The 21,989-nt window shown below is 59.5% G+C and carries 18 protein-coding genes; 9 read left to right on the forward strand and 9 right to left on the reverse strand.

What is annotated here, in order from left to right; translation table 11 throughout:
• Positions 1–116 precede the first annotated feature (116 nt).
• From nirB to cobA, 4 genes are read left to right on the forward strand one after another with little or no spacing between them, the layout of a single operon-like run.
• Complete coding sequence (nirB, locus tag JFT66_RS03320; protein ID WP_198858745.1) at positions 117–2,570, forward strand: nitrite reductase large subunit NirB; 2,454 nt, start codon at positions 117–119, stop codon at positions 2,568–2,570.
• Entirely contained in the window at positions 2,567–2,884 is a 318-nt protein-coding gene (gene nirD / locus JFT66_RS03325; RefSeq protein WP_005790365.1) for a nitrite reductase small subunit NirD, read from the forward strand. The genes nirB and nirD overlap by 4 nt, the downstream gene beginning before the upstream one ends.
• Positions 2,884–5,592: a nitrate reductase gene (locus JFT66_RS03330; RefSeq protein WP_198858746.1), complete on the forward strand. Its 2,709-nt coding sequence runs from the start codon at positions 2,884–2,886 to the stop codon at positions 5,590–5,592. Before nirD ends, JFT66_RS03330 begins: the two co-directional genes overlap by 1 nt.
• A gap of 10 nt (positions 5,593–5,602) precedes the next feature.
• Positions 5,603–6,346, forward strand: coding sequence for a uroporphyrinogen-III C-methyltransferase (cobA, locus tag JFT66_RS03335; RefSeq protein WP_034120672.1), 744 nt, complete (start codon positions 5,603–5,605; stop codon positions 6,344–6,346).
• A gap of 60 nt (positions 6,347–6,406) precedes the next feature.
• Here the strand turns inward: cobA and JFT66_RS03340 are convergent, their stop codons facing one another.
• From JFT66_RS03340 to ppsA, 8 genes are all read right to left on the reverse strand, one after another.
• Positions 6,407–7,387 carry an OmpA family protein gene (locus JFT66_RS03340; RefSeq protein ID WP_034120674.1) on the reverse strand — a complete coding sequence of 327 codons (981 nt, stop codon included), beginning with the start codon at positions 7,385–7,387 and terminating at the stop codon, positions 6,407–6,409.
• A 107-nt stretch (positions 7,388–7,494) separates the two neighbouring features.
• A complete protein-coding gene (gene sigX, locus JFT66_RS03345) occupies positions 7,495–8,085 on the reverse strand; it encodes an RNA polymerase sigma factor SigX (protein ID WP_034120675.1) in 591 nt (196 codons plus the stop codon).
• An 87-nt stretch (positions 8,086–8,172) separates the two neighbouring features.
• Entirely contained in the window at positions 8,173–8,997 is an 825-nt protein-coding gene (locus tag JFT66_RS03350; RefSeq protein ID WP_003193288.1) for a mechanosensitive ion channel family protein, read from the reverse strand.
• Between the two features lie 2 nt (positions 8,998–8,999).
• Positions 9,000–9,245, reverse strand: coding sequence for a hypothetical protein (locus JFT66_RS03355; protein ID WP_005790375.1), 246 nt, complete (start codon positions 9,243–9,245; stop codon positions 9,000–9,002).
• Positions 9,246–9,331: 86 nt separating this feature from the next.
• Complete coding sequence (locus JFT66_RS03360) at positions 9,332–10,327, reverse strand: zinc transporter ZntB (protein ID WP_034120677.1); 996 nt, start codon at positions 10,325–10,327, stop codon at positions 9,332–9,334.
• Positions 10,328–10,352: 25 nt separating this feature from the next.
• On the reverse strand, positions 10,353–10,844 hold the full coding sequence (rraA, locus tag JFT66_RS03365; protein ID WP_034120679.1) for a ribonuclease E activity regulator RraA: 492 nt from the start codon (positions 10,842–10,844) through the stop codon (positions 10,353–10,355).
• Positions 10,845–11,073: 229 nt separating this feature from the next.
• Positions 11,074–12,063: an alpha/beta fold hydrolase gene (locus JFT66_RS03370; protein ID WP_034120681.1), complete on the reverse strand. Its 990-nt coding sequence runs from the start codon at positions 12,061–12,063 to the stop codon at positions 11,074–11,076.
• 106 nt (positions 12,064–12,169) lie between these two features.
• Positions 12,170–14,545 carry a phosphoenolpyruvate synthase gene (ppsA, locus tag JFT66_RS03375; protein WP_153838179.1) on the reverse strand — a complete coding sequence of 792 codons (2,376 nt, stop codon included), beginning with the start codon at positions 14,543–14,545 and terminating at the stop codon, positions 12,170–12,172.
• 178 nt (positions 14,546–14,723) lie between these two features.
• Between ppsA and ppsR the strand changes: the two genes are divergently transcribed.
• The gene (gene ppsR, locus JFT66_RS03380; RefSeq protein ID WP_003193298.1) at positions 14,724–15,542 is read left to right on the forward strand and encodes a posphoenolpyruvate synthetase regulatory kinase/phosphorylase PpsR; all 819 of its coding nucleotides are present in this window, start codon (positions 14,724–14,726) and stop codon (positions 15,540–15,542) included.
• A gap of 121 nt (positions 15,543–15,663) precedes the next feature.
• Here the strand turns inward: ppsR and JFT66_RS03385 are convergent, their stop codons facing one another.
• A complete protein-coding gene (locus tag JFT66_RS03385) occupies positions 15,664–17,088 on the reverse strand; it encodes an aminotransferase-like domain-containing protein (RefSeq protein ID WP_153838180.1) in 1,425 nt (474 codons plus the stop codon).
• A 109-nt stretch (positions 17,089–17,197) separates the two neighbouring features.
• On the opposite strand from JFT66_RS03385, the gene JFT66_RS03390 reads away from it, so the two are divergent.
• From JFT66_RS03390 to JFT66_RS03405, 4 genes are read left to right on the forward strand one after another with little or no spacing between them, the layout of a single operon-like run.
• Complete coding sequence (locus JFT66_RS03390) at positions 17,198–18,142, forward strand: DMT family transporter (RefSeq protein ID WP_034120685.1); 945 nt, start codon at positions 17,198–17,200, stop codon at positions 18,140–18,142.
• 23 nt (positions 18,143–18,165) lie between these two features.
• Complete coding sequence (moeB, locus tag JFT66_RS03395) at positions 18,166–20,028, forward strand: molybdopterin-synthase adenylyltransferase MoeB (protein ID WP_198858747.1); 1,863 nt, start codon at positions 18,166–18,168, stop codon at positions 20,026–20,028.
• 15 nt (positions 20,029–20,043) lie between these two features.
• On the forward strand, positions 20,044–20,958 hold the full coding sequence (locus JFT66_RS03400) for a PLP-dependent cysteine synthase family protein (protein WP_034120835.1): 915 nt from the start codon (positions 20,044–20,046) through the stop codon (positions 20,956–20,958).
• 37 nt (positions 20,959–20,995) lie between these two features.
• The gene (locus tag JFT66_RS03405) at positions 20,996–21,988 is read left to right on the forward strand and encodes a serine O-acetyltransferase (RefSeq protein ID WP_198858748.1); all 993 of its coding nucleotides are present in this window, start codon (positions 20,996–20,998) and stop codon (positions 21,986–21,988) included.
• Position 21,989 lies beyond the last annotated feature (1 nt).

The following is a 21,989-nucleotide window of genomic DNA, read 5'->3' on the forward strand; positions in this document are numbered from 1 at the left end:
CGAAGGGTCGAGCTTCCCGAGAGAACGGGACCAGGACAAAGGCGTCCTCGCTAGCTGACTAGCGGGGACGCCTTTTTTGTTTGCGCACGATTTGTCGAGCCATTGCGGAGAACGACATGAAAAAACTCAAACTGGTGATGATCGGCAACGGCATGGCCGGGGTTCGTACCCTTGAAGAATTGCTCAAGCTGAACAGCGAGCTGTACGACATCACCGTGTTCGGCGCCGAGCCCCACACCAACTACAACCGCATCCTGCTGTCGCCGGTACTGGCCGGCGAGCAAACCTTCGAAGAGATCGTGCTCAACGACCTGGACTGGTACCTGGATAACCACGTCAAGTTGCTGCTCAACCGCAAGGTGGTGCAGATCGATCGGGTCAAACGCAAAGTCATCGCCGAAGACGGCACCGAGGCCGAGTACGACCGCCTGCTGATCGCCACCGGTTCCACACCCTTCATCCTGCCGATCCCGGGCAACACCTTGCAGGGCGTGATTGGCTACCGCGACATTGCCGACACCCAGGCGATGATCGACACCGCCAAGACCCACACGCACGCGGTGGTGATCGGCGGCGGCCTGCTTGGCCTGGAAGCGGCCAATGGCCTGATGCTGCGCGGCATGCACGTCACGGTGGTGCATATCGGCGAATGGCTGCTGGAGCGGCAACTGGACAAAACCAGCGGCCAATTGCTGCAAACCGAACTGGAAAGCCGTGGCCTGGTGTTTCGCCTGTGCGAACAGACCCAGGCCCTGCACGATGCCGGCAACGGCCGCGTCGGATCGGTGCAGTTCAAGAATGGCGACATCATCCCGGCCGACCTGGTGGTGATGGCCGCCGGTATCCGCCCCAATACCGAACTGGCGGAAAAGTCTGGCATCCCCTGCAACCGTGGGATCCTGGTCAATGACACGATGCAAACCTACGACCCGCGCATCTATGCGATCGGCGAATGCGCCAGCCATCGCGGGATTGCCTATGGCCTGGTGGCACCGCTGTTCGAACAGGCCAAGGTCTGTGCCAACCACTTGACCCAACTGGGCTTTGCCACTTACAAAGGCTCGGTGACCTCGACCAAGCTGAAAGTGACCGGCATTGATCTCTTTTCTGCTGGCGACTTCATGGGCGGTGAAGGCACCGAAACCATCACCTTGTCCGACCCGATCGGCGGCGTATACAAGAAGCTGGTAATCAAGGACGACATCCTGGTCGGTGCCTGCCTGTACGGCGATACCGCGGATGGGGGTTGGTACTTCCGCCAGATCCGTGAGAACCATGCAATTGGCGAGATCCGCGATCACCTGATGTTCGGTGAAAACGCCCTGGGCGATGTGGGCCACCAAGGCCAGGACAAAGCCATGAGCATGGCCGACAGTGCCGAAGTCTGCGGCTGCAACGGCGTGTGCAAGGGCACCATCGTCAAGGCGATCCAGGAACAAGGGCTGTTCAGCGTCGACGAGGTGAAAAAACACACCAAGGCCGCCAGCTCCTGCGGTTCCTGTGCCGGACTGGTTGAGCAGATCCTGATCAACACCGTGGGCGGTGCGGCTGACGTCAAACCCAAAAGCGAAAAGGCCATCTGTGGGTGCAGCGACCTTAATCACGGGCAGATCCGCCAGGCTATCCGCGAGCAGCACTTGCTGACTATCGATAGCACCATGCGCTACCTGAACTGGCGTACCTCCAATGGCTGCGCCACCTGCCGCCCCGCTCTCAACTACTACCTGATTTCAACCTGGCCGGGCGAGGCCAAGGACGACCCGCAATCACGACTGATCAACGAACGGGCCCACGCCAATATTCAGAAAGACGGCACCTACTCTGTAGTCCCACGGATGTGGGGCGGCGTGACCAATCCTTCGGAGTTGCGCCGCATCGCCGATGTGGCCGACAAGTACAACGTGCCGATGGTCAAGGTCACAGGCGGTCAGCGTATCGACTTGCTCGGCATCAAGAAACAGGATCTGCCGGGGGTGTGGAAGGACCTGGACATGCCGTCCGGCCACGCCTACGGCAAATCCATCCGCACGGTGAAAACCTGCGTGGGCAGCGAGTTCTGCCGTTTCGGCACACAGAACTCTACGCAACTGGGCATCGAGCTGGAGCATGACCTGTTCAATATGTGGTCGCCTCACAAGGTCAAGCTGGCGGTCTCCGGCTGCCCACGCAACTGCTCGGAAGCGGGCATCAAGGACGTGGGAATTATCGGCGTCGACTCGGGCTGGGAGATGTACATCGGCGGCAACGGCGGGATCAAGACCGAAGTCGCGGAGTTCTTCGTCAAGCTGAAAACCGCCGAGGAAGTGCGCGAATACAACGGCGCGTTCCTGCAGCTGTATCGCGAGGAAGCTTTCTACCTGGAGCGCACCGTGCACTACCTGCAACGGGTCGGCATGGAGCATATCAAGAAGGCCGTATTGGAAGACCCGGCCCGTCGCAAGGCCCTCAACGAGCGCCTGCAGTTCTCGCTGTCATTCGAACAGGATCCGTGGAAAGAGCGCCTGGAACAGCCACTGCTGAAAAAGGAATTCGACGTTATCTCTGTCAAACAGCTGGAGGTCTCGCTATGAACTGGCTGGATATCTGCGCCCTCGATGAAATCAACACCCTGGGCTCGCGCATCATCAGCGGACCGAAAGGCGACATCGCGATTTTTCGCACCAGTGACGACGAAGTCTTCGCCCTCGACGACCGTTGCCCACACAAAGGCGGCCCGCTGTCTCAGGGTTTGATCTACGGCAAGCGCGTGGCTTGCCCGCTGCACAACTGGCAGATCGACCTGGCGTCCGGCGAGGCCCAGGCCCCGGATATCGGCTGTGCCCACCATCACCAGGCCCGGGTGGAAAACGGCCGGGTGATGCTGGCCCTGCGGGACGCCGGTTGATGAACCGCCAGACCACTGCGTCCACCTGCTGTTATTGCGGGGTGGGTTGCGGCGTGCTGATCGAGCACGACGGTAAGCAGATCCTGGGGGTGCAAGGCGACCCCAATCACCCGGCCAACTTCGGCAAGTTGTGCAGCAAAGGCGCGAGCCTGCACCTGACCGGCGACTTGAGTGCCCGCGCCCTGTACCCGGAGTTGCGCCTGGGCAAAGACCTGGCACGTACCCGTACAGACTGGGACACCGCCCTGGAACACGCGGCCAATGTGTTCGCCGATACCATCGCCGAACATGGGCCAGACAGCGTGGCGTTCTATATCTCGGGGCAACTGCTGACCGAGGATTACTACAGCTTCAACAAGCTGGCCCGGGCGGTGGTGGGCACCAACAATATCGACAGCAACTCACGGCTGTGCATGTCGTCGGCGGTGGTCGGCTACAAGCGCAGCCTGGGCGCCGATGCGCCACCGTGCAGCTATGAAGACCTGGAAAACAGCGACTGCGTGATGATCGTCGGCAGCAACATGGCCTACGCCCACCCGGTATTGTTCCGACGCCTTGAGCAGGCCAAAGCGCAACGCCCGCAGATGAAAGTGCTGGTGATTGATCCTCGGCGTACAGACACTTGCGATTTGGCTGACCTGCACCTGGCAATCTTGCCGGGGACGGATGTGGCGCTGTTCCATGGGATTTTGCATGTGCTGCTGTGGGAAGACTGGATCGACCGCGCGTTTATCCAGGCCCACACCGATGGCCTGGCCGAATTGAAGCGCCTGGTGCATGACTACACGCCGCAGATGGTCACGCAGCTGTGCGGTATCAGCGTCGAACAGTTGCGCTTGTGCGCACAGTGGGTCGGCACGTCCAGTAGCTTTTTGTCGCTGTGGTGCATGGGGCTGAATCAATCCACCGCCGGCAGCGCCAAAAACAGCGCATTGATCAACCTGCACCTGGCCACGGGCACCATTGGCCGACCGGGGTGCGGGCCGTTTTCCCTGACCGGCCAACCGAATGCCATGGGCGGGCGCGAGACCGGCAGCCTGTCCAATCTGCTACCGGGCCACCGCGACGCGGCCAACCCTGAACACCGCGCCGAAGTCGCCGCCTACTGGGGCGTGGATCAACTGCCCGCGCCCACCGGGCTTACCGCCATCGAACTGTTTGAACAGGTGCAGGCCGGCAAGATCAAGGCCTTGTGGATCGCTTGCACTAACCCCGCCCAATCGTTGCCCGACCAGAATGCGGTGCGTGCGGCCTTGGCGGCGTGTCCGTTCGTGGCGTTACAGGAGGCGTTTCGCACCACCGAAACCGCCACCTATGCCGACCTGCTGCTGCCCGCCGCCAGTTGGGGTGAAAAGGACGGCACGGTGACCAATTCCGAGCGGCGTATTTCCCACGTACGCCGCGCTATCAGCCCACCGGGAGAGGCACGGCCAGACTGGGCAATAACTGTAGATTTCGCACAGCGCATGGAACATCGACTGCGTCCGGGGCTGCCCAGCCTGTTCGCCTTTGAAGAGCCGGCGCAGTTGTTTGATGAATTCAAGGGGCTAACCCAGGGTCGCGACCTGGATTTGTCGGGCATCAGCCATGCCCTGCTCGACCGACTCGGCCCACAGCAATGGCCGTTCCCCACGGGTGCGCAGACCGGAACGCCGCGCCTGTACACCGATGGCATATTCCCCACCGACAATGGCCGGGCGCGGTTTGTCACTGACCCTTATCGCGCCGCCAAGGAGCAGCGTGACGCACGCTTCCCCCTGACCCTTATCACCGGCCGTCTGCGCGACCAATGGCATGGCATGAGCCGTACCGGCACGGCCGCGCAGTTGTTCGGCCATGTCAGTGAGGCGCTGTTGAGCCTGCATCCGGACGAACTACGCCGCCACCGCTTTAAAGAAGGTGACCTGGTCAGCCTGAAAAGCCGTCGCGGCAATGTGATTGTCGCTGTCAGCAGCGATGACAGCGTACGCCCAGGCCAGGCATTCCTGCCGATGCATTGGGGCGACCGCTTTCTCAAGGGCGGCGTCAATGTCCTCACCCAACCGGCGTTCGACCCGCTGTCCAAGCAGCCGGAACTCAAGCACAGCGGCGTCCGTCTGGAGGCCGTGCAACTGCCGTGGCAGCTGTTTGCGCTGATCGAGGGCGATGTGCAGCAGCATTTCGAGGCGCTACGCCCTTTGTGTGAGGAATTTACCTACGTCAGCCTGAGCCTGGCCGGACGTGAACGCCCCGCGTTGCTGGTGCGGGCGGCGCATACCGAGGCGCCCGACCTGCAGCTGTTGACCCGGATTGACCAACTGCTGGGCCTCAATGACGGCCCGGTCATGGCCTACGACGACCCGCGCCGTTCAATCGGCAAGCGCGTCAAGATCGAGAATGGTCGCATCACCGCCCTGCGCCTGGCCGGCGAAACCCTCGCCCGCCACTGGCTGCAAAGCCTATGGCTGGAAGGTCGGGCCGACGAGCAACTGCGCCGCTGGTTGCTGGCGCCGTTAAGCGCGCCACCGGGCGGCGCCACGACGAGCAACAAGATTGTGTGCAACTGCAAGAACGTCAGCGAAAACGCCGTGTGCGCCGGTATTGGCCGTGGCCTGGACCTGGACGGGCTCAAACAGCAATTGGGCTGCGGCACCCAGTGCGGTTCCTGCGTACCGGAAATCAAACGTCTTTTGGCCAGCAACCCGCAGCCAATCGCAATCAGTGTGTGAGGGTAACAACATGAGCGCAAAAGTGTGGCTGGTAGGCGCGGGGCCCGGTGATCCGGAGTTGCTGACCCTCAAGGCGGTCAGAGCCCTGCATGAGGCGGATGTAGTGCTGATTGATGACTTGGTCAACCCGGCAGTGCTGGAACACTGCGCCGGTGCGCGGGTGGTTACCGTCGGCAAGCGTGGTGGCTGCCGCTCCACGCCTCAGGATTTTATCCATCGCCTGATGCTGCGTTATGCACGCCAGGGTAAATGTGTGGTGCGGCTCAAGGGCGGCGACCCGTGCATCTTTGGCCGCGGTGGCGAAGAGGCGCTGTGGCTGCGTGAGCGCAGCGTTGAGGTTGAATTGGTCAACGGCATCACGGCTGGGCTGGCGGGTGCAACCCACTGCGATATTCCTCTGACTTTACGCGGCGTAAGCCGTGGGGTGACGCTGATCACCGCCCATACCCAGGACGATAGCCAACTGAACTGGCGTGCACTGGCCGACGGTGGGACCACATTGGTGGTGTACATGGGGGTGGCGAAGCTGGAAGAGATTCGTCAACAATTGCTGGAAGGTGGCATGGCCGCAAATATGCCAGTGGCAATGATCGAAAACGCATCACTGCCCCAGCAGCGCGAATGCCGCAGCGATCTGGCACGGATGCATGACGATGCGCAGGCGTTCGCGCTCAAGAGCCCGGCGATCCTGGTGATTGGCAGTGTTGCCGCCACCGCACAGGCCGCTTGCTCAGCGGTGGCGGCAATCGCCTGAGGCAAATGACAGGCGAAAAAAACCCGGCCTAAGCCGGGTTTTTTTGTAAAGCCAGGCTAATTACTTAGCTTGAGCTTCAACAGCTGCTTCTACGCGACGGTTAACAGCGCGGCCAGCTTCAGTTGCGTTGTCAGCAACTGGGCGGGACTCACCGTAACCAACGGAAGTGATGCGGCTAGGAGCTACGCCATCTTTAACCAGGACTTGCTTAACAGCGTCAGCACGACGCTGGGACAGCTTCTGGTTGTAGGCGTCTGGACCGATGGAGTCAGTGTGACCAGCAACTTCTACGTTGGTGTCTGGGTACTGAGCCATGAAGTCGGCCAGGTTTTTCACGTCGCCGTAGCTGTTAGGCTTAACAACCGACTTGTCGAAGTCGAACTTAACGTCCAGCTCAACACGAACAACCTGAGCAACCGGAGCTTCTGGCTCTGGAACTGGCTCTGGAGCTGGTGCTGGGGTAGGAGCTGGAGCAGCTGCGCCAGCGTTACCGCCGAAGTTTACGCCCAGGCCAACCAGTGCGGAGTAGTCCCACTTGCCGTTGTCCAGACCGTAGTCAGCTTCAACACCAGCACGAGCGTACAGGTTGTTGGTGAAGTAGTACTTCACGCCGGTACCGATGGTAGCGAAAGTGGTCTGGTCGCGACCGCTGTGGCCATCAGCCTTGACGTTGGTACGGCTCTGGTGGCCGAAACCGCCTTCAACGTATGGACGCAGGCTATCAACGCCAGCCTGACCGAAGTGGTACTGGGCAACGAGGCTGCCGGTATCACCTTTGATCTTCTGGTTGCCAGTACCGTCGTTCGAACGGGTGTGGTTGGTCTTGTCGTACGACAGATTCAACGACAGATCGTCGGTCAGGAAGTAACCAATGCGAGCGCCTGGGTTGAAGCCGTCTTCGATGTGCTTAACGCTATCGTTGTACTGCTTCTTGTAGAACAGCTCGCCTTCAACTGCGCCTTGGCCTTGTGCCAGAACGCCGAAAGAAGTAGCGGCAATAAGAGAACCAATGGCCAAGCCCAAGGTGTTTTTCAGTTTCATCCGTTAAATCCCCATCTGGTGATTGTAAAGCAGTCCCACAAACCGGGGGACAACTCGGCGACAAGTCTAACAGAACTTGCCTACACGTAAGAGATATTTGCTACGCACTAAGTTTCAGTCTCGCCCGCAAATTTCTCACGTAATTTATCAAGAGCACGTTTGTAACGCATTTTTGTAGCACTCAAGCCCATATGCATGATGTCAGCGATTTCCTGAAATTCCAGCTCTGCGACAAAGCGAAGCACCAGAATTTCACGGTCAATCGGGTTCACATGCACCAACCAGCGATCAAGTCCGCCCTTCTCCTCGGGTGCCGGCGCCTTCTCTTCAGACGCCTCCTCGAGGGGGTCCAGACTCAAAGCATCCATCAAGCGACGCTTTCGCCGTTCCTTCCGATACTGCGTGATGCACTCGTTGTACGTGATGCTATACAGCCATGTCTTGAACTTCGATTTGCCCTCGAAGTTCTTCAGGCCATATAGCACCTTGAGCATCACTTCCTGACAGACATCGTCCGCATCTCTATCGTTCCCCAAATACCTTGAACAAACGTTGAACAGAGTGCGTTGATACCTGCGCATCAATTCTTCGTACGCGCGTGTTACGTGAAACAGCTCCGTGTGCGCGCGCGCGACCAACTCCTCATCAGAGAGCTCACGGGGGTCATAGCGCGTGGACAGCGTTTGGGCTTTATTCAAAACAAGTCGTGCCGACAGTCAGGTCAATGTCCGTTGCAACCCGGTCACCCGGGTTCGCGGCGGCGTACATTAGCAGGGTTTGCCGGATTAGCGGCTACTGACCTGCTGTTCAAGGAGAATCCGGTTGGACAGCGAAACCAGTTCCCCGTCATCGGTCAGCACTGTCGTCTTGACTGTGCCGATCTCCTCGATTTGCCCTTCGACCTCGCCCACACGCACCTGTTGCCCAACTTGATATAGCTCACGCACATAGATTCCCGCAAGAATCTGGCCGGCAATTTCCCGGCTTCCCAAGCCCATGGCTAGCGCAACGGCCAGACCAACGGTAATCAAAACAATCACAATCACATGGTTGAGCAGGTCAGTCTTGACCTCCAACTGGCTGATCGCGACGGAAATACTGATGATGATCACCAGCCCCTGGGCGATTCGCCCCAGGCCTGCCGCATAGTCCAGCCCCACGCCTTCGGCGGCCCCGCGCACCAGCCCGTTGGCCAGTTGCGCCAGTAAAACCCCCACCAGAAGCACCAGCGCGCCACCGAAAACTTTCGGTAAATACAGCGCCAGCATGTCGAGCGTAGCTGAAACTCGCTCAAGTCCAAGGGATTGAGCCGCAGAAACCAGAAAAATAAGTAGAACGAACCAGTAGACGATCTTGCCGATCAGGGTAGAAATCGGCACTTGCAGCCCGGCCCGACCCAATAGCTTGGTGAGGCCGGTGCCGGCCATCAGGCGATCCAGCCCCAGTTTTGCGAGCAATTTGGACAGCAGGGTGTCGAGCAGCTTGGCCACGACAAAACCCAGCAATACCAGGACCAGTGCACCAAACAGGTTGGGAATGAAATTCGCCACCTTGGTCCACAATGCGGTCATCGCGGTGACCAGGCTCTGGGTCCAGAGATCAAGTTCCATATTCAATCAGCCTTATCAGCAGTGCGAGCAAGAGGTTTACGACGGGAAACCGGTGAGACATGGGCCGAACCGTTGTTCAGGGCCATCATCAATGCCGGCAGCCAACGCCCGAGCAGACCGAACAGGTCACCCGCCCCAACCTGACGGTTGGCGGTTTTCAGTACGCGGCCCAGGCAAGCATCGTCATCACGGTTGGATGGCGAGGCATTGAGCATGTCACGCAAAGACTGTTCGAACGGATCGTGCATAGAGACCTCTCGCAAGTGTTTTAAAAGACGAGGGTAAAATTCATGGGGTCACATCGGCCCCTTCCTACGTTCAGGTCATATTCAGGTCAAACCCAGCGCAATCGTCGAAATAACCACCATTGTCCCAGTGCCACCGAGACCATCAACAGGCACGCAATCATGAATCCATAAGGGCTGGCGGAGAACGGAATGCCCCCCACATTTATACCGAGCAACCCGGTAAGAAAACTCATCGGCAGGAAGATCCCCGTGATGATCCCGAAGCGGTACATGGTGCGATTCATACGCACGCTCAAGCGCCGGTCTTCGGCCTCAAGCACAAGCCCCACGCGCTCTCGCGCCAATTCCAGCTCTTCCAGGTAACGGGTCAGGCTGTTGTGCAGTTCATTCCAATAGTCGGCATCGTCGTCGCAAAACCATGCCAATTTTATTCGCGTCAGTTGGGCAAAAATATCCCGCTGCGGGGCAAGAAAACGCTTGAGGCCGGCTGCCCTTCGACGAATCTGCAAAACGCTGCCGTGCTCTGGGGTATACCGTTCGTCGGCATCGAGTTTTTCTTCCTCGGAATCGACGATTTCAGACAGATTCGTCACCAGGTCCTGCACTTTATTGGTCAAGAACTGAGCCATATAAAGGATGAGTTCAGACGCTGTCTTGGGACCTTTACCGTCTGCCAGTTGCACCAGCAGCTCGTCGGTAGCGCGCAACGGCCGCAAACGCAGGGAGATCACACGGTTGGCGGCAGCGAAGATACGTACCGAAACCATGTCTTCCGGCTCTGCGCCCGGGTTGAGATTGATCCCGCGCAAAAACAACAGTAATTCGGCGTCCGGCAGCGGTAACAGCCGCGGGCGGGTGTTCTCTTCCAGCAGCAGGTCACAGGCAAACTCGCTCAGGCCGCTGGATTTGCGCAGCCAGGTCTGCGTTTGGGGGTGGCTGCGATCCCAATGCAGCCAGAGGCTTTCCTGGGGCTGCAAATGCAAATCGTCGAGCTCAGTCCGGGCAATCGAACGCGCACCACCTTTACCGTCCAGCACCAGGGCATGCACCAGCCCCCATTGCGCGTTCTCTTCCTCGAACATCCTCACCCCTATCGGCTATTGCGGTTTATTCAGGCATTTTCAGTGGGCTGGGTGACACGATCACGCCGTTGTTGTCGGCGTAAATGTACTCACCCGGGCGGAATGTCACGCCGGCGAATGTCACCACGACGTTCAGGTCGCCGAGGCCGCGCTTATCGGTTTTCATCGGATGAGAAGCCAGGGCCTGCACGCCCAAGTCGGTCTGGGCGATAACGTCGACATCACGGACGCAACCGTAGATCACCAGCCCTTCCCAGCCGTTTTTCGCGGCCTTCTCGGCAATCATGTCGCCCAGCAAGGCGCGGCGTAGGGAACCGCCACCGTCGACCACCATGACTTTGCCGGCGCCAGGCTTATCAGCCAGCTCCTTGACCAGGGAGTTATCTTCGAAGCATTTGATGGTGACGATCTCGCCGCCAAAGGAGTCTCGGCCACCGAAGTTGCTGAACATCGGCTCCACTACCTGCACCAGCTCCGGGTAGGCGTCACACAGGTCGGGGGTCACGTAATGGTTCATCGAGAAACTCCTGTCGTCAAAGAAGGGATCGAACATCCACGGTGTACAGCAGGAAAACGCGCCATGACAGGCATTCTTTAAGTGCCCGTCGTTTAGCGGCGGCCATGATCAGACCCACACCAGCGCAACGCAATAGACGTTGCGCGACTGAATATGACCAGAAGCGCCCGGCGCGTCATATCTTAGCCGCAACCACTCGAGAGTGAAACGCCCTTGGCAGAGCGTTTCGTCAAACCGTTGCAGCTATTTCGGGGTGCGTGCCCACCAAAGGTGTCAGCGGGTCTTTCAACCAACGCTCCACCAATGGCCACACTTCAGTCTGCGCGGCTTTGCTGACCAGCATCTGCACATGCCCGAAATCCTCGGTAAAACCGTGTTTGCGCCCCAGACACAGGTACTGGCGATGCTCGCTGCCAACTTGCTCGAAGAGCTGGCGGCATGCCCAGTCCGGGTCTTGCCGGTCGCCGGCAGCGCTGACCGCCAGCAGCGGCACGTCGACTTCCGCCAGGCCCTTCCACCAATCACGCTCGGCATCGCCAAAACGGCCAAACAGGCCGTTCCAACGCATCGCTTCGATCATCACACCCGCCGGCTCATCCTCGGGGCCGCGCTTGAACCTTGGGCCGGACACCTGGGCAAGGCGCTTGAGGATGAATCGACCGCCCCACTCCACTGGTGGAATTTTCAACGGCCAATGGGTGCGACTGACCTGGCAGCCGAACAGCGCCACCGAAGCTACCATTGGCGCCCCCAGATGCTGCCCGCCCAGGGCCGCAGCCAAGGTAGTGGCGCCGAGGGAATGCCCGACCCAATGGGGTTTTTGCCCACTTTGCTCACGTACAAATGCGCCAATGGCCGGCAAATCGTAGCGCGCGTAATCGGCGACACGGTTTCTGGCGTAGTCGTGGTTGCGTTTGGACAGGCCATGACCGCGCATTTCCGGGATCCAAACATCAAAGCCCCGGCGCGCCAGGTAAGCGCCCAGACCGATGCCCTTGGGCGAGTACCAGAAGCGCCGATTGGAAAAACTACCGTGCAACAAAATAATCGGCGTGCCCCGGTTTTCCGGGACATCAGCCAGGCCCAAACGGGTAACCGCCAGCTCGACGGTGCCGTCGGGACTGTTGCCGGGTTTGAGCCGGTACACATCTTCACTCAGGTCGCCACGACGCTCAGCGCTGATCAACGCGACGGGAAATAGATTGCTGCTGCTTTGCATAATGCTCTTGCACAAAAAAGGGCGGCGTCCGCAAGGAGTTCCGCCCTGTACAGATAAGAATGCCGGTCACCCTAGACGAGTGACCGGCACTTTTGACATCGCGGCCTTAGGCGGACGCTTGGCCTTCCGCCAGGAAGAACCAGGTTTCCAGCACGGAATCAGGGTTCAGCGAGACGCTTTCGATACCCTGTTCCATCAGCCATTTGGCTAGGTCTGGGTGGTCGGAAGGGCCTTGACCGCAGATCCCGATGTACTTGCCGGCCTTATTACACGCCTGGATAGCATTGGCCAGCAGCTTCTTGACCGCAGGGTTACGCTCGTCGAACAGGTGAGCGATGATCCCCGAATCACGGTCCAGGCCCAAGGTCAGTTGGGTCAGGTCGTTGGAGCCGATGGAGAAACCGTCGAAGAACTCCAGGAACTCTTCGGCCAGGATGGCGTTGGACGGCAACTCGCACATCATGATCACGCGCAGGCCGTTTTCGCCGCGGGTCAGGCCGTTTTCGGCGAGCAGGTCTACCACCTGGCTCGCCTCGCCCAGGGTACGCACGAACGGCACCATGATCTCGACGTTGGTCAGGCCCATCTCGTTGCGCACGCGCTTGAGGGCGCGGCACTCGAGTTCGAAGCAATCACGGAACGCTTCGCTGATGTAACGCGAGGCGCCGCGGAAACCCAACATCGGGTTTTCTTCTTCCGGCTCGTAGAGCTTGCCGCCGATCAGGTTGGCGTATTCGTTGGACTTGAAGTCCGACAGGCGCACGATGACCTTTTTCGGATAGAAAGCCGCCGCCAGGGTGCTGATGCCCTCTACCAGCTTCTCGACGTAGAAACCTACCGGGTCGCTGTAGCCGGCAATGCGCTTGTCGACGCTTTCCTTGATGTCCAGCGGCAGGCCGTCATAGTTCAGCAGGGCCTTGGGGTGCACACCGATCATGCGGTTGATGATGAATTCCAGGCGGGCCAGGCCCACGCCGGCGTTCGGCAACTGCGCGAAATCAAAGGCACGGTCCGGGTTGCCGACGTTCATCATGATCTTGAACGGCAGATCCGGCATGGCGTCGATGGAGTTTTGCTTGATGTCGAAGCCCAGTTCACCTTCGAAGATGAAGCCGGTGTCGCCTTCGGCGCAAGACACGGTCACACCCTGGCCTTCCTTGAGCAGTTGGGTGGCGTTGCCGCAACCGACTACCGCAGGAATCCCCAGCTCACGGGCGATGATCGCCGCGTGGCAGGTACGCCCGCCACGGTTGGTCACGATGGCGCTGGCGCGCTTCATCACCGGTTCCCAGTCCGGGTCGGTCATGTCGGAGACCAGCACGTCGCCGGGCTGGACCTTGTCCATCTCCGACACGTCCTTGATGATCCGCACCTTGCCGGCGCCGATGCGCTGGCCGATGGCACGGCCCTCCACCAGCACGGTACCGGTTTCCTTCAACAGGTAGCGTTCCATGACGTTCGCCGAAGTGCGGCTCTTCACGGTCTCGGGGCGCGCCTGCACGATGTACAGCTTGCCGTCGTCACCGTCCTTGGCCCACTCGATGTCCATCGGGCACTTGTAGTGCTTCTCGATGATCATCGCTTGCTTGGCCAGCTCGCTGACTTCAGCGTCGGTCAGGCAGAACCGCGCGCGCTCGGCTTTGTCGACGTCAACGGTTTTCACCGAACGACCGGCCTTGGCCTCGTCGCCGTAGATCATCTTGATCGCCTTGCTGCCCAGGTTGCGGCGCAGGATGGCCGGGCGGCCGGCCTCAAGGGTGTGCTTGTGCACGTAGAATTCGTCGGGGTTGACCGCGCCTTGTACAACCGTTTCGCCCAGGCCGTAGGCACCGGTGATAAATACCACGTCACGGAAGCCCGATTCGGTGTCCAGGGTGAACATCACGCCGGCTGTGCCGGTTTCCGAACGCACCATGCGCTGCACACCGGCAGACAGGGCCACCAGCTTGTGGTCGAAACCCTGGTGTACGCGGTAGGAAATCGCACGGTCGTTGAACAGCGAGGCGAAGACTTCCTTGGCTGCGCGGATCACGTTTTCCACGCCGCGGATATTAAGGAAGGTTTCCTGCTGGCCGGCAAAGGAGGCGTCCGGCAAATCCTCGGCGGTGGCCGAGGAACGTACGGCAACGGCCATGTCCGGGTTACCGGCGGACAGGATAGCGAAGGCGGTACGGATTTCTTCGTTGAGCTTCTCGGGGAACTCGGCTTCCATGATCCACTGACGGATCTGGGCGCCGGTCTTGGCCAGGGCGTTGACGTCATCGACGTCCAAGGCATCCAGCGCGGCGTGGATCTGGGCGTTGAGGCCGCTCAGCTCGAGGAAGTCGCGGTAAGCCTGGGCCGTGGTGGCGAAACCACCAGGCACCGAAACACCAGCGCCTGCAAGATTACTGATCATCTCGCCGAGGGATGCGTTCTTGCCCCCCACATGCTCTACATCATGGACGCCGAGCTTATCGAGGGAAACTACGTACTCTACCAAGGTGATCTCTCCACTTTCTGTGTTGGAAAAGCTCAGGACGCGGGTTGCTCAGTAGGAGCTAACGCCAGCGCTTGTGGCCTGGACCTGGAAAATAAGTGAGAATGCGGCCCACTGCGGGACGGCAAAATCGCGCCTATCATATCCAAGATTCGCCATCAGCTTAAGGCCCAGGGCTCAAATGAAACGATCTGCTTTCTTTATCTCCGACGGCACCGGCATCACAGCCGAAACATTGGGCCAGAGCCTGCTTGCGCAGTTCGAAAACATTACCTTCGCCAAATTCACACGGCCTTATATAGACAGCGTGGATAAAGCGCGGGCCATGGTACAACAAATCAATCTGGCGGCTGAAAAAGACGGTTTTCGGCCGATCATTTTCGACACCATCGTCAATCAAGACATTCGTGAGATTCTCGCAACGTCGAATGGTTTCATGATCGACATTTTCTCGACCTTCCTGGCGCCGCTGGAGCAGGAGTTGAGTGAACATTCCTCCTATTCCGTCGGCAAGTCCCATTCCATCGGGCATAACTCCAATTATATGGAGCGAATCGAGGCGGTGAACTTCGCCCTCGACAACGATGATGGCGCCCGCACCCACTACTACGACAAGGCCGACCTGATCCTGGTGGGCGTGTCGCGTTGCGGCAAGACCCCGACCTGTCTGTACATGGCCATGCAATTCGGCATCCGCGCAGCCAACTATCCGTTGACCGAAGATGATATGGAGCACCTTACGTTGCCCGCCGCCCTGCGCGCGCACTCGCACAAGCTGTTCGGCCTCACCATCGACCCGGACCGGCTGACCGCCATCCGCAACGAGCGCAAGCCCAACAGCCGCTATTCGAGCTATGCCCAGTGCGAATTCGAAGTGCGCGAGGTAGAAAATCTGTTCCGTCGCGAGAATATCGCGCACATCAATTCCACACATTTTTCGGTGGAAGAGATTTCGGCGAAAATTTTGGTGGAGAAGGGTGTGGAGCGCAGATTCAAATAGTTGTATCGCTTGAACTGGCGCTTTCGCGAGCAAGCCCGCTCCCACATTTTGACCCTATTCCAAAGAGGGAACTCGGTCCAATGTGGGAGCGGGCTTGCTCGCGAAGAACGATAACGCGGTCTCACAGATGAAACCGCCCCCCGCCCTGCCCCAGCGCAGTCGCCAGCGCATCGAAGCCCTCGCGCAATAGCTGATCATCGCCTGACGTATTACAGATACTCGCCCTAATAAACTGCGGCACCGCCGTCTGCCCTACAGCAAACGCCTCGGCGGTGGCGATCAGGTAATTATTCTGCTTGAGCTCTGCCTCGATTTCCGACGCACGCCATGGCTCCGGCACTTCGATCCAGAAGTGCGGGCTATTGAGGTGAGTGCGATAGGCCAGGCCGCCCAGCAGGTCGCGCACCAAGGCCTTGCGCCGGCTGATTTCGTTGATTTGCTGACGCAGCAGGTATTCCGCCGTGCCGTTTTCGATCCATTGGGTTGCCAGTTCCAGGGTCACGGGTGTGGCCATCCAGCAGGTCGAACGCAGCGCTGCCGAGATGCGGCTGACCAGTGCCGGTGGCGCATGCACGTAGCCAACCCGCAAGCCTGCCGACACCGCCTTGCTCAGGCTGCTAATCAAAATCGTACGCTCAGGCGCGAAATAGCTGAGAGGTGGCGGGCGATCTTCCACCAACACGCCGTGGGCTTCGTCCTCAAGAATCAACAGGTTGTGCTCGCGGCACACCTTGGCCAGGGCTTCACGGCGCGCAACCGACAACACCGCTGTCGTCGGATTCTGAATAGTCGGCGTGCAGTACAACGCCGAAATCCGATGATTACGACAGACCTCATCCAGCGCCGTGGGCAGCACGCCCTCCTCATCCATTTCCAGGCCGATCAGCCGCACGCCGAGCATGCGCGCAGCGGTAATCAGCCCTGGATAAGTCAGTTGCTCGGTGACCACCGTATCGCCAGCGCGCAGCAACGCCATCATCGCGCACAACAAGCCATGCTGGCCGCCGTTAACGCAGATCACCTGTTCAGGAATTGGATGGAACTCGCGCTGCACCAACCATTGCGCACCGGCCTCACGATAACGCGGCAGGCCGGCGTCAGGCGTGTAGGCACTGATGTCCTGGAGGAACTTGGCGTTGGTCGACAGGGTTTGGAAGCTCTGGGCGAGAAACACCGTCTCCTGCCCGGGAATGTGCATGTTGCGGCTCATGTCGAAGTATTGGCGCGGCTCCTCACTGAAATTTCGAAAGCCTTCATCACGCTGGCGCTCCATCCCACGCTTGCGCACGAAGGTTCCGTCACCGACCCGTGCTACCACCAACCCCAGGCGTTCAAGCTCACCGTAGGCCCGACTGATGGTGCCGATGGTCACCCCAAGATTGTCGGAAAGCACCCGATGAGGCGGCAGCTTTCGTCCTGGCTCAATCAAGCCTTCGAGGATGCCCCGTTCCATGACATCGGACAGGCGCTTGTACTTCACGCCCTGCCCGTTGGACAAGCCCTCACGCATAATTGACACCATGTCAATATTTGTTTTGACAGCCATCTTTCGCCCTAATAGTGTGCTTTTACGGGTTCAATCGCCGATAAAAATAACTCATTACAAGTTCAATATAGAGTTCAATTCCGGCTCAGGGAAGCAATAAACGATGCCAATGTCCGCCGTTCTCGAAAACACTGCAAAAACAAAAACTCAAAAACAGTGGCTCGCCGGGCTGGTGACCAGTGTGATGTTTCTCATCGTGTGCCTGAGCTGGGGCACGACCTGGCTGGGTATCAAGATTGCCGTGGAGAGTGTGCCGCCGCTGACGTCCGCCGGGCTGCGCTTCCTGATCGCCTTCCCACTGTTCCTGTGCTTTGCCCTGGTGCGGCGTGAGCCGATCCTGTTCCCACGGGAAAGCCGTTGGTTCTTCGTGTTTGTGACCCTGTCCTACTTCAGTATTCCCTACTACCTGCTCAACTATGGCGAGATGCATGTGTCGTCCGGCCTCACTGCCCTGCTGTTCAGTTGCATGCCGGTGTTCATCCTGATTTTCTCCGCGCTGTTCCTGCGCGAGCGTATTTACTTCTCCCAAGTGGTCGGCATCGGCATCGGTTTCGGCAGCCTCTACATGATCATCAAAAGCCAGGGCCTGCACCTGGACCACGCCGAGTTCTTCGGGGTACTGGCCATTCTGAGCGCCGCGATCATGCACGCCTTGTGCTATGTCATCACCAAGCAAAAAGGCAGTGCCATCAGCGTGATTACCTACAACACCCTGCCCATCGGCATTGCCGGGCTGATGTTGTTCGTAGCCGGCCTGTGGTTTGAAACGCCGGTCTTCGACGACATCACCCTGCGTTCCTGGAGCGCGCTGTTCTACCTGGGGCTGGTGGCCTCGGTAGGCGGATTCATCGTGTATTTCATGCTGCTCAAACGCCTGAGCCCAATCATCCTGTCGTTCGTCTTCATCATCTTCCCGGTGTTCGCAGTCATCATCGGTGCCTGGTACGAAGGCGTGGAAATTTCCCGCGACCTGATGCTGTATTCGGCGATCCTGCTGGCCGGCTTTGCGATCACCAAATTGCCCGTTGAAAAACTCCTGGCCAAGAAAAAGTGAACCTCAACCAACGCGAGAGAAACATGGAAGTCCTCCGCCCCACCGCTCTGGAACAGATCTACGCCCACGCCAGCCACAGCTACCCCGAGGAGTGCTGTGGTTTTGTCTTCGCCGACGGCAGCGTGTTCCTGGGCAGCAATATCCAGAACGAGTTGCACCGCAAGAACCCCGAGATGTACCCACGCAGCGCGGCCAACGGCTATACCTTCTCGGTGGCCGATACCCTGCTGATGAACAAGGCGTTTCGCAGCGACAACCCGGTGGTGGTGATCTATCACTCGCACCCGGATGTCGGCGCCTATTTCAGTGACGAAGACCAGGATAAGGCGCTGTTCCTGGGCGAGCCGATCTACCCCGTCAGCTATCTGGTAGTGGATGTTCGCCAGGGCCAGGCCCTGGGCTCAAAGCTGTTTGCCTGGGATGGCAAGCATTTCGCCCTTCAACCCTTCAACGACCTGCACACGGAGTTGTCCATGAACGCTGTCTCTTTCCCCGACATCCTGGTCCGCGTGGCCAAGTTGCCGGCATCAACCCTCGAGGGCACTGGATCGACATTGCGCGAAGTCATTGAAAACCTCTGCAGCGGCCACCCGCAGCTGCGCCAGCACCTGTTTCATGAAAAGAACAACCAGCTCAAGGAACACTTTCTGTTCACGGCCGAGGAAGAACTGATCGACGCCGACGATCGCTTGCCGGAAAAAGCCAAAATCGAAGTGTTGCTTGCCACCTCCGGCGGCATGGACGTTGATGCCCTGAGCAATGAAGAAGTGCAACGCTACGTGCGCCACATCACCCTGCCCGGCGTCGGTCGCGAGGGCCAGTTGAACCTGAAGAAAGCCAAGGTGCTGATCATCGGCACCGGCGGCCTGGGCTCGCCCATCAGCCTGTACCTTGCGGCGGCCGGCATTGGCACCCTGGGGCTGGTGGACTTTGACGTGGTGGAAAGCAGCAACCTGCAACGCCAGATTGTCCACGGCAACAGCACCCTGGGGATGCCCAAGGTCGACTCCGCCAAGCAACGCCTCCAGGACCTCAACCGCCATATCCAGATCAACGCGCACGACACGGCGCTCAACGCCGACAACGCCCTGGAGCTCGTGAGCGCCTATGACCTGGTGATCGACGGCACCGACAATTTCGATACCCGCTACCTGGTCAACGACGCCTGCGTGCAACTGGGCAAACCCTTGGTGTACGGCGCCATCTACCGCTTCGACGGGCAGATCAGCGTGCTCAACTATAAAGGCGGGCCGTGCTATCGCTGCCTGTTTCCCAAGGCCCCGCCCGCTGAACTGGCGCCCAATTGCAGCGCCGGCGGTGTGATCGGCGTGCTGCCGGGCGTAGTAGGAATGATCCAGGCCACCGAAGCGATCAAGTTGCTGATCGGTATTGGCGAACCCTTGTCCGGCCGCTTGATGCGTTTCGACGCACTGGCAATGAAGTTCAGCGAGATCCGCTTCAAGCGCCGCGCCGACTGCCCTTGCTGCTCCGAACTGCGCCACAGCGAAACCGTCGCACCCGCTACCTGCGCAGATGCCGTCCCGAGCCAACCGTCCCTGGCGGCAGAGCGCTACATCAAGCCGCAGGGGCTCAAGCAAGTGCTCGAACACCCCAGCAGCGCCGATGTATTGCTGGATGTACGCGACGCCAGCGAACTGGAAGTGTGCAAACTGCCAGGCGTGGTGCATATCCCCCTGGCCGAGCTGGATGGGCAACTCGCCAGCTTGAGCCGCGACAATACCCATTACCTGATCTGCTACGCCGGTACCCGCGCCGAGCAAGCCGCCAGCACCTTGCTGGCAGCCGGTTTTGCCAATACCAAAGTGCTGCAAGGCGGCATGAAGCACTGGGTTCGCGACGTCGAACCCGACATGCCTTTGTACTGAGGGTGGGACTTGCTGATGTTGCATAACTCGATTCTCGACGTCATCGGCCAAACGCCGATCGTGCGTCTGGCGCAGTTTTCCGAAGACCTCGGCATCGAGGTCTACGCCAAGCTGGAATCCCTTAACCCCGGCGGCAGCCACAAAGCGCGTATCGCCCTGGGCATGATCCTCGATGCCGAGCGCCGTGGGGTGCTGATCCGTGATTCCGGGCAAACCATCATCGAACCCAGTGGTGGCAACACCGGCATTGGCCTGGTAATGGCCGGCAACGTGCTCGGCTACAAAGTGGTACTGGTGATCCCGGACAATTACAGCCCCGAAAAGCAGAAACTGCTACGCCTGTACGGCGCCAGGGTGGTGCTGTCAGACAGCCGCCTGGGCAACAACTCCCACGGCGAAAAGTGCATGGAACTGCAGTTGGAAAACCCCAACTACGTGATGCTCAACCAGCAGCGCAACGGCGCCAACCCGCAGACCCACCGCGACACCACCGCACCGGAAATCATCCGTGCCTTCGGTGAACAGCGCGTGGATTACTTCGTCAGCGGTATCGGCACCGGTGGCCATATCACCGGCATCGGCGAAACCCTCAAGGCGGCCTGGCCGGCGATCCGCGTGATGGGCGTGGAGCCGCAAGAATGTGACCTGCTCAAAGACCAGCACGCCGCGCACGCGATCCAGGGCCTGTCGATTGGCCTGATCCCGAGCATCCTCAACCTGGATGTGATCGACGGCATGCTCAAGGTGTCGCACGCGGCATGCCTGGACATGATCAAACGCATCATGCGCACCGACGCCATCAGCCTGGGGTTGTCCTCGGCCGCCAACATGGTTGCCATCGCCCAGCTCGCCCCCGAACTGCCGCCTGAAACGGTGGTGTTGACCATGGTCTACGACAATGCCGACAGCTACCTGCCCAGTTTCGAGTAACGGGCTTTCCAACCATCCAGAATGCGGGGGTGCCTCCATGGGGGGCTTTATCGACATGCAACAGTTGCACGATGAGTTGCTCACCCATCTCATCACGACCCTGACGCCCGGGCAGATGAAGCAGCTGGAACCGCACCTTGCGCCGCTGATCCAGAACGCGGCCCAGGCGGTGGCCGAGGACTTGATCGCCTACGCCTATCGCGACCCGGCGTCACGCGGGCGCGGTGAGTTGATCCTGGAATCCTATGCTTCGTTCAAGGCGGTGCTGTTCTATCGCCTTGCGCACCTGGTATGGAATTTCCCGGACCCTGCCCAGGGTGAGTTTTCGCGCATGGCCCTCATGCTCAGCAATCAGGGCAAGATCCTCTCTGGCGCCGAGATTCACCCGGCAGCGCGCATCGGCCGACGCTTTGTGCTGGACCATGGCTACGGCACCGTCATCGGCGAGACCTGCGTGATCGGCAACGATTGCTACATCCTGTGCGGCGTGACCCTGGGCGCCCGCGGCATCGCCAACAACCCGGATGGCAAGCGCCACCCGCGCCTGGGCAACAACGTCGAAGTGGGCGCCGGCGCCCGTGTACTGGGTTATGTGTCGATTGGCGATAACGTGTTTATCAGCCCTTCCTGCGTGATCACCCAGGACGTACCGGCAGGCACCAAGGTCAAGGTGGTCAACCAGATCCAACTGCAAAAAAACGATGAATCGGACCACAGCAATTATCTCGGCGCCTTTGCCCTGGATGAGCGCTTGCACGTCGTCGGCGAGGTCAGTGCCGGCCACAAGGTCACCGTGCTGGATGCCGACTTTCATCCGCTGCAAGGGTTGATGCTCGAGCCCACGGTAAAAGAGCGCCACCACCTGCAATTTCGCCTGCGCCGCCTCGGCACCGGCGAACAGCTGCCGCGCCTGCCGCTGAACCTGAAAGTCTGCGGGCCCGAATTTGAAATCACCCTGCTCTCCCCCCCTGGCTTGAGCGCGATGGTGCGCCACCTATTGCAAGCCAGCCCATTGATCGTCGGAGGCTGAA

The sequence above is a fragment of the Pseudomonas sp. MF6755 genome (assembly GCF_016405635.1).
Lineage (GTDB): Bacteria > Pseudomonadota > Gammaproteobacteria > Pseudomonadales > Pseudomonadaceae > Aquipseudomonas > Aquipseudomonas haemolytica.

Bases quoted from the DNA above. Each gene is read 5' to 3' on its own strand.
- nirB (WP_198858745.1), top strand. From the start codon at position 117: ATGAAAAAACTCAAACTGGTGATGATCGGCAACGGCATGGCCGGGGTT.
- nirD (WP_005790365.1), top strand. From the start codon at position 2,567: ATGAACTGGCTGGATATCTGCGCCCTCGATGAAATCAACACCCTGGGC.
- JFT66_RS03330 (WP_198858746.1), top strand. From the start codon at position 2,884: ATGAACCGCCAGACCACTGCGTCCACCTGCTGTTATTGCGGGGTGGGT.
- cobA (WP_034120672.1), top strand. From the start codon at position 5,603: ATGAGCGCAAAAGTGTGGCTGGTAGGCGCGGGGCCCGGTGATCCGGAG.
- JFT66_RS03340 (WP_034120674.1), bottom strand. From the start codon at position 7,387: ATGAAACTGAAAAACACCTTGGGCTTGGCCATTGGTTCTCTTATTGCC.
- JFT66_RS03350 (WP_003193288.1), bottom strand. From the start codon at position 8,997: ATGGAACTTGATCTCTGGACCCAGAGCCTGGTCACCGCGATGACCGCA.
- JFT66_RS03355 (WP_005790375.1), bottom strand. From the start codon at position 9,245: ATGCACGATCCGTTCGAACAGTCTTTGCGTGACATGCTCAATGCCTCG.
- JFT66_RS03360 (WP_034120677.1), bottom strand. From the start codon at position 10,327: ATGTTCGAGGAAGAGAACGCGCAATGGGGGCTGGTGCATGCCCTGGTG.
- rraA (WP_034120679.1), bottom strand. From the start codon at position 10,844: ATGAACCATTACGTGACCCCCGACCTGTGTGACGCCTACCCGGAGCTG.
- JFT66_RS03370 (WP_034120681.1), bottom strand. From the start codon at position 12,063: ATGCAAAGCAGCAGCAATCTATTTCCCGTCGCGTTGATCAGCGCTGAG.
- ppsR (WP_003193298.1), top strand. From the start codon at position 14,724: ATGAAACGATCTGCTTTCTTTATCTCCGACGGCACCGGCATCACAGCC.
- JFT66_RS03385 (WP_153838180.1), bottom strand. From the start codon at position 17,088: ATGGCTGTCAAAACAAATATTGACATGGTGTCAATTATGCGTGAGGGC.
- JFT66_RS03390 (WP_034120685.1), top strand. From the start codon at position 17,198: ATGTCCGCCGTTCTCGAAAACACTGCAAAAACAAAAACTCAAAAACAG.
- moeB (WP_198858747.1), top strand. From the start codon at position 18,166: ATGGAAGTCCTCCGCCCCACCGCTCTGGAACAGATCTACGCCCACGCC.
- JFT66_RS03400 (WP_034120835.1), top strand. From the start codon at position 20,044: ATGTTGCATAACTCGATTCTCGACGTCATCGGCCAAACGCCGATCGTG.
- JFT66_RS03405 (WP_198858748.1), top strand. From the start codon at position 20,996: ATGGGGGGCTTTATCGACATGCAACAGTTGCACGATGAGTTGCTCACC.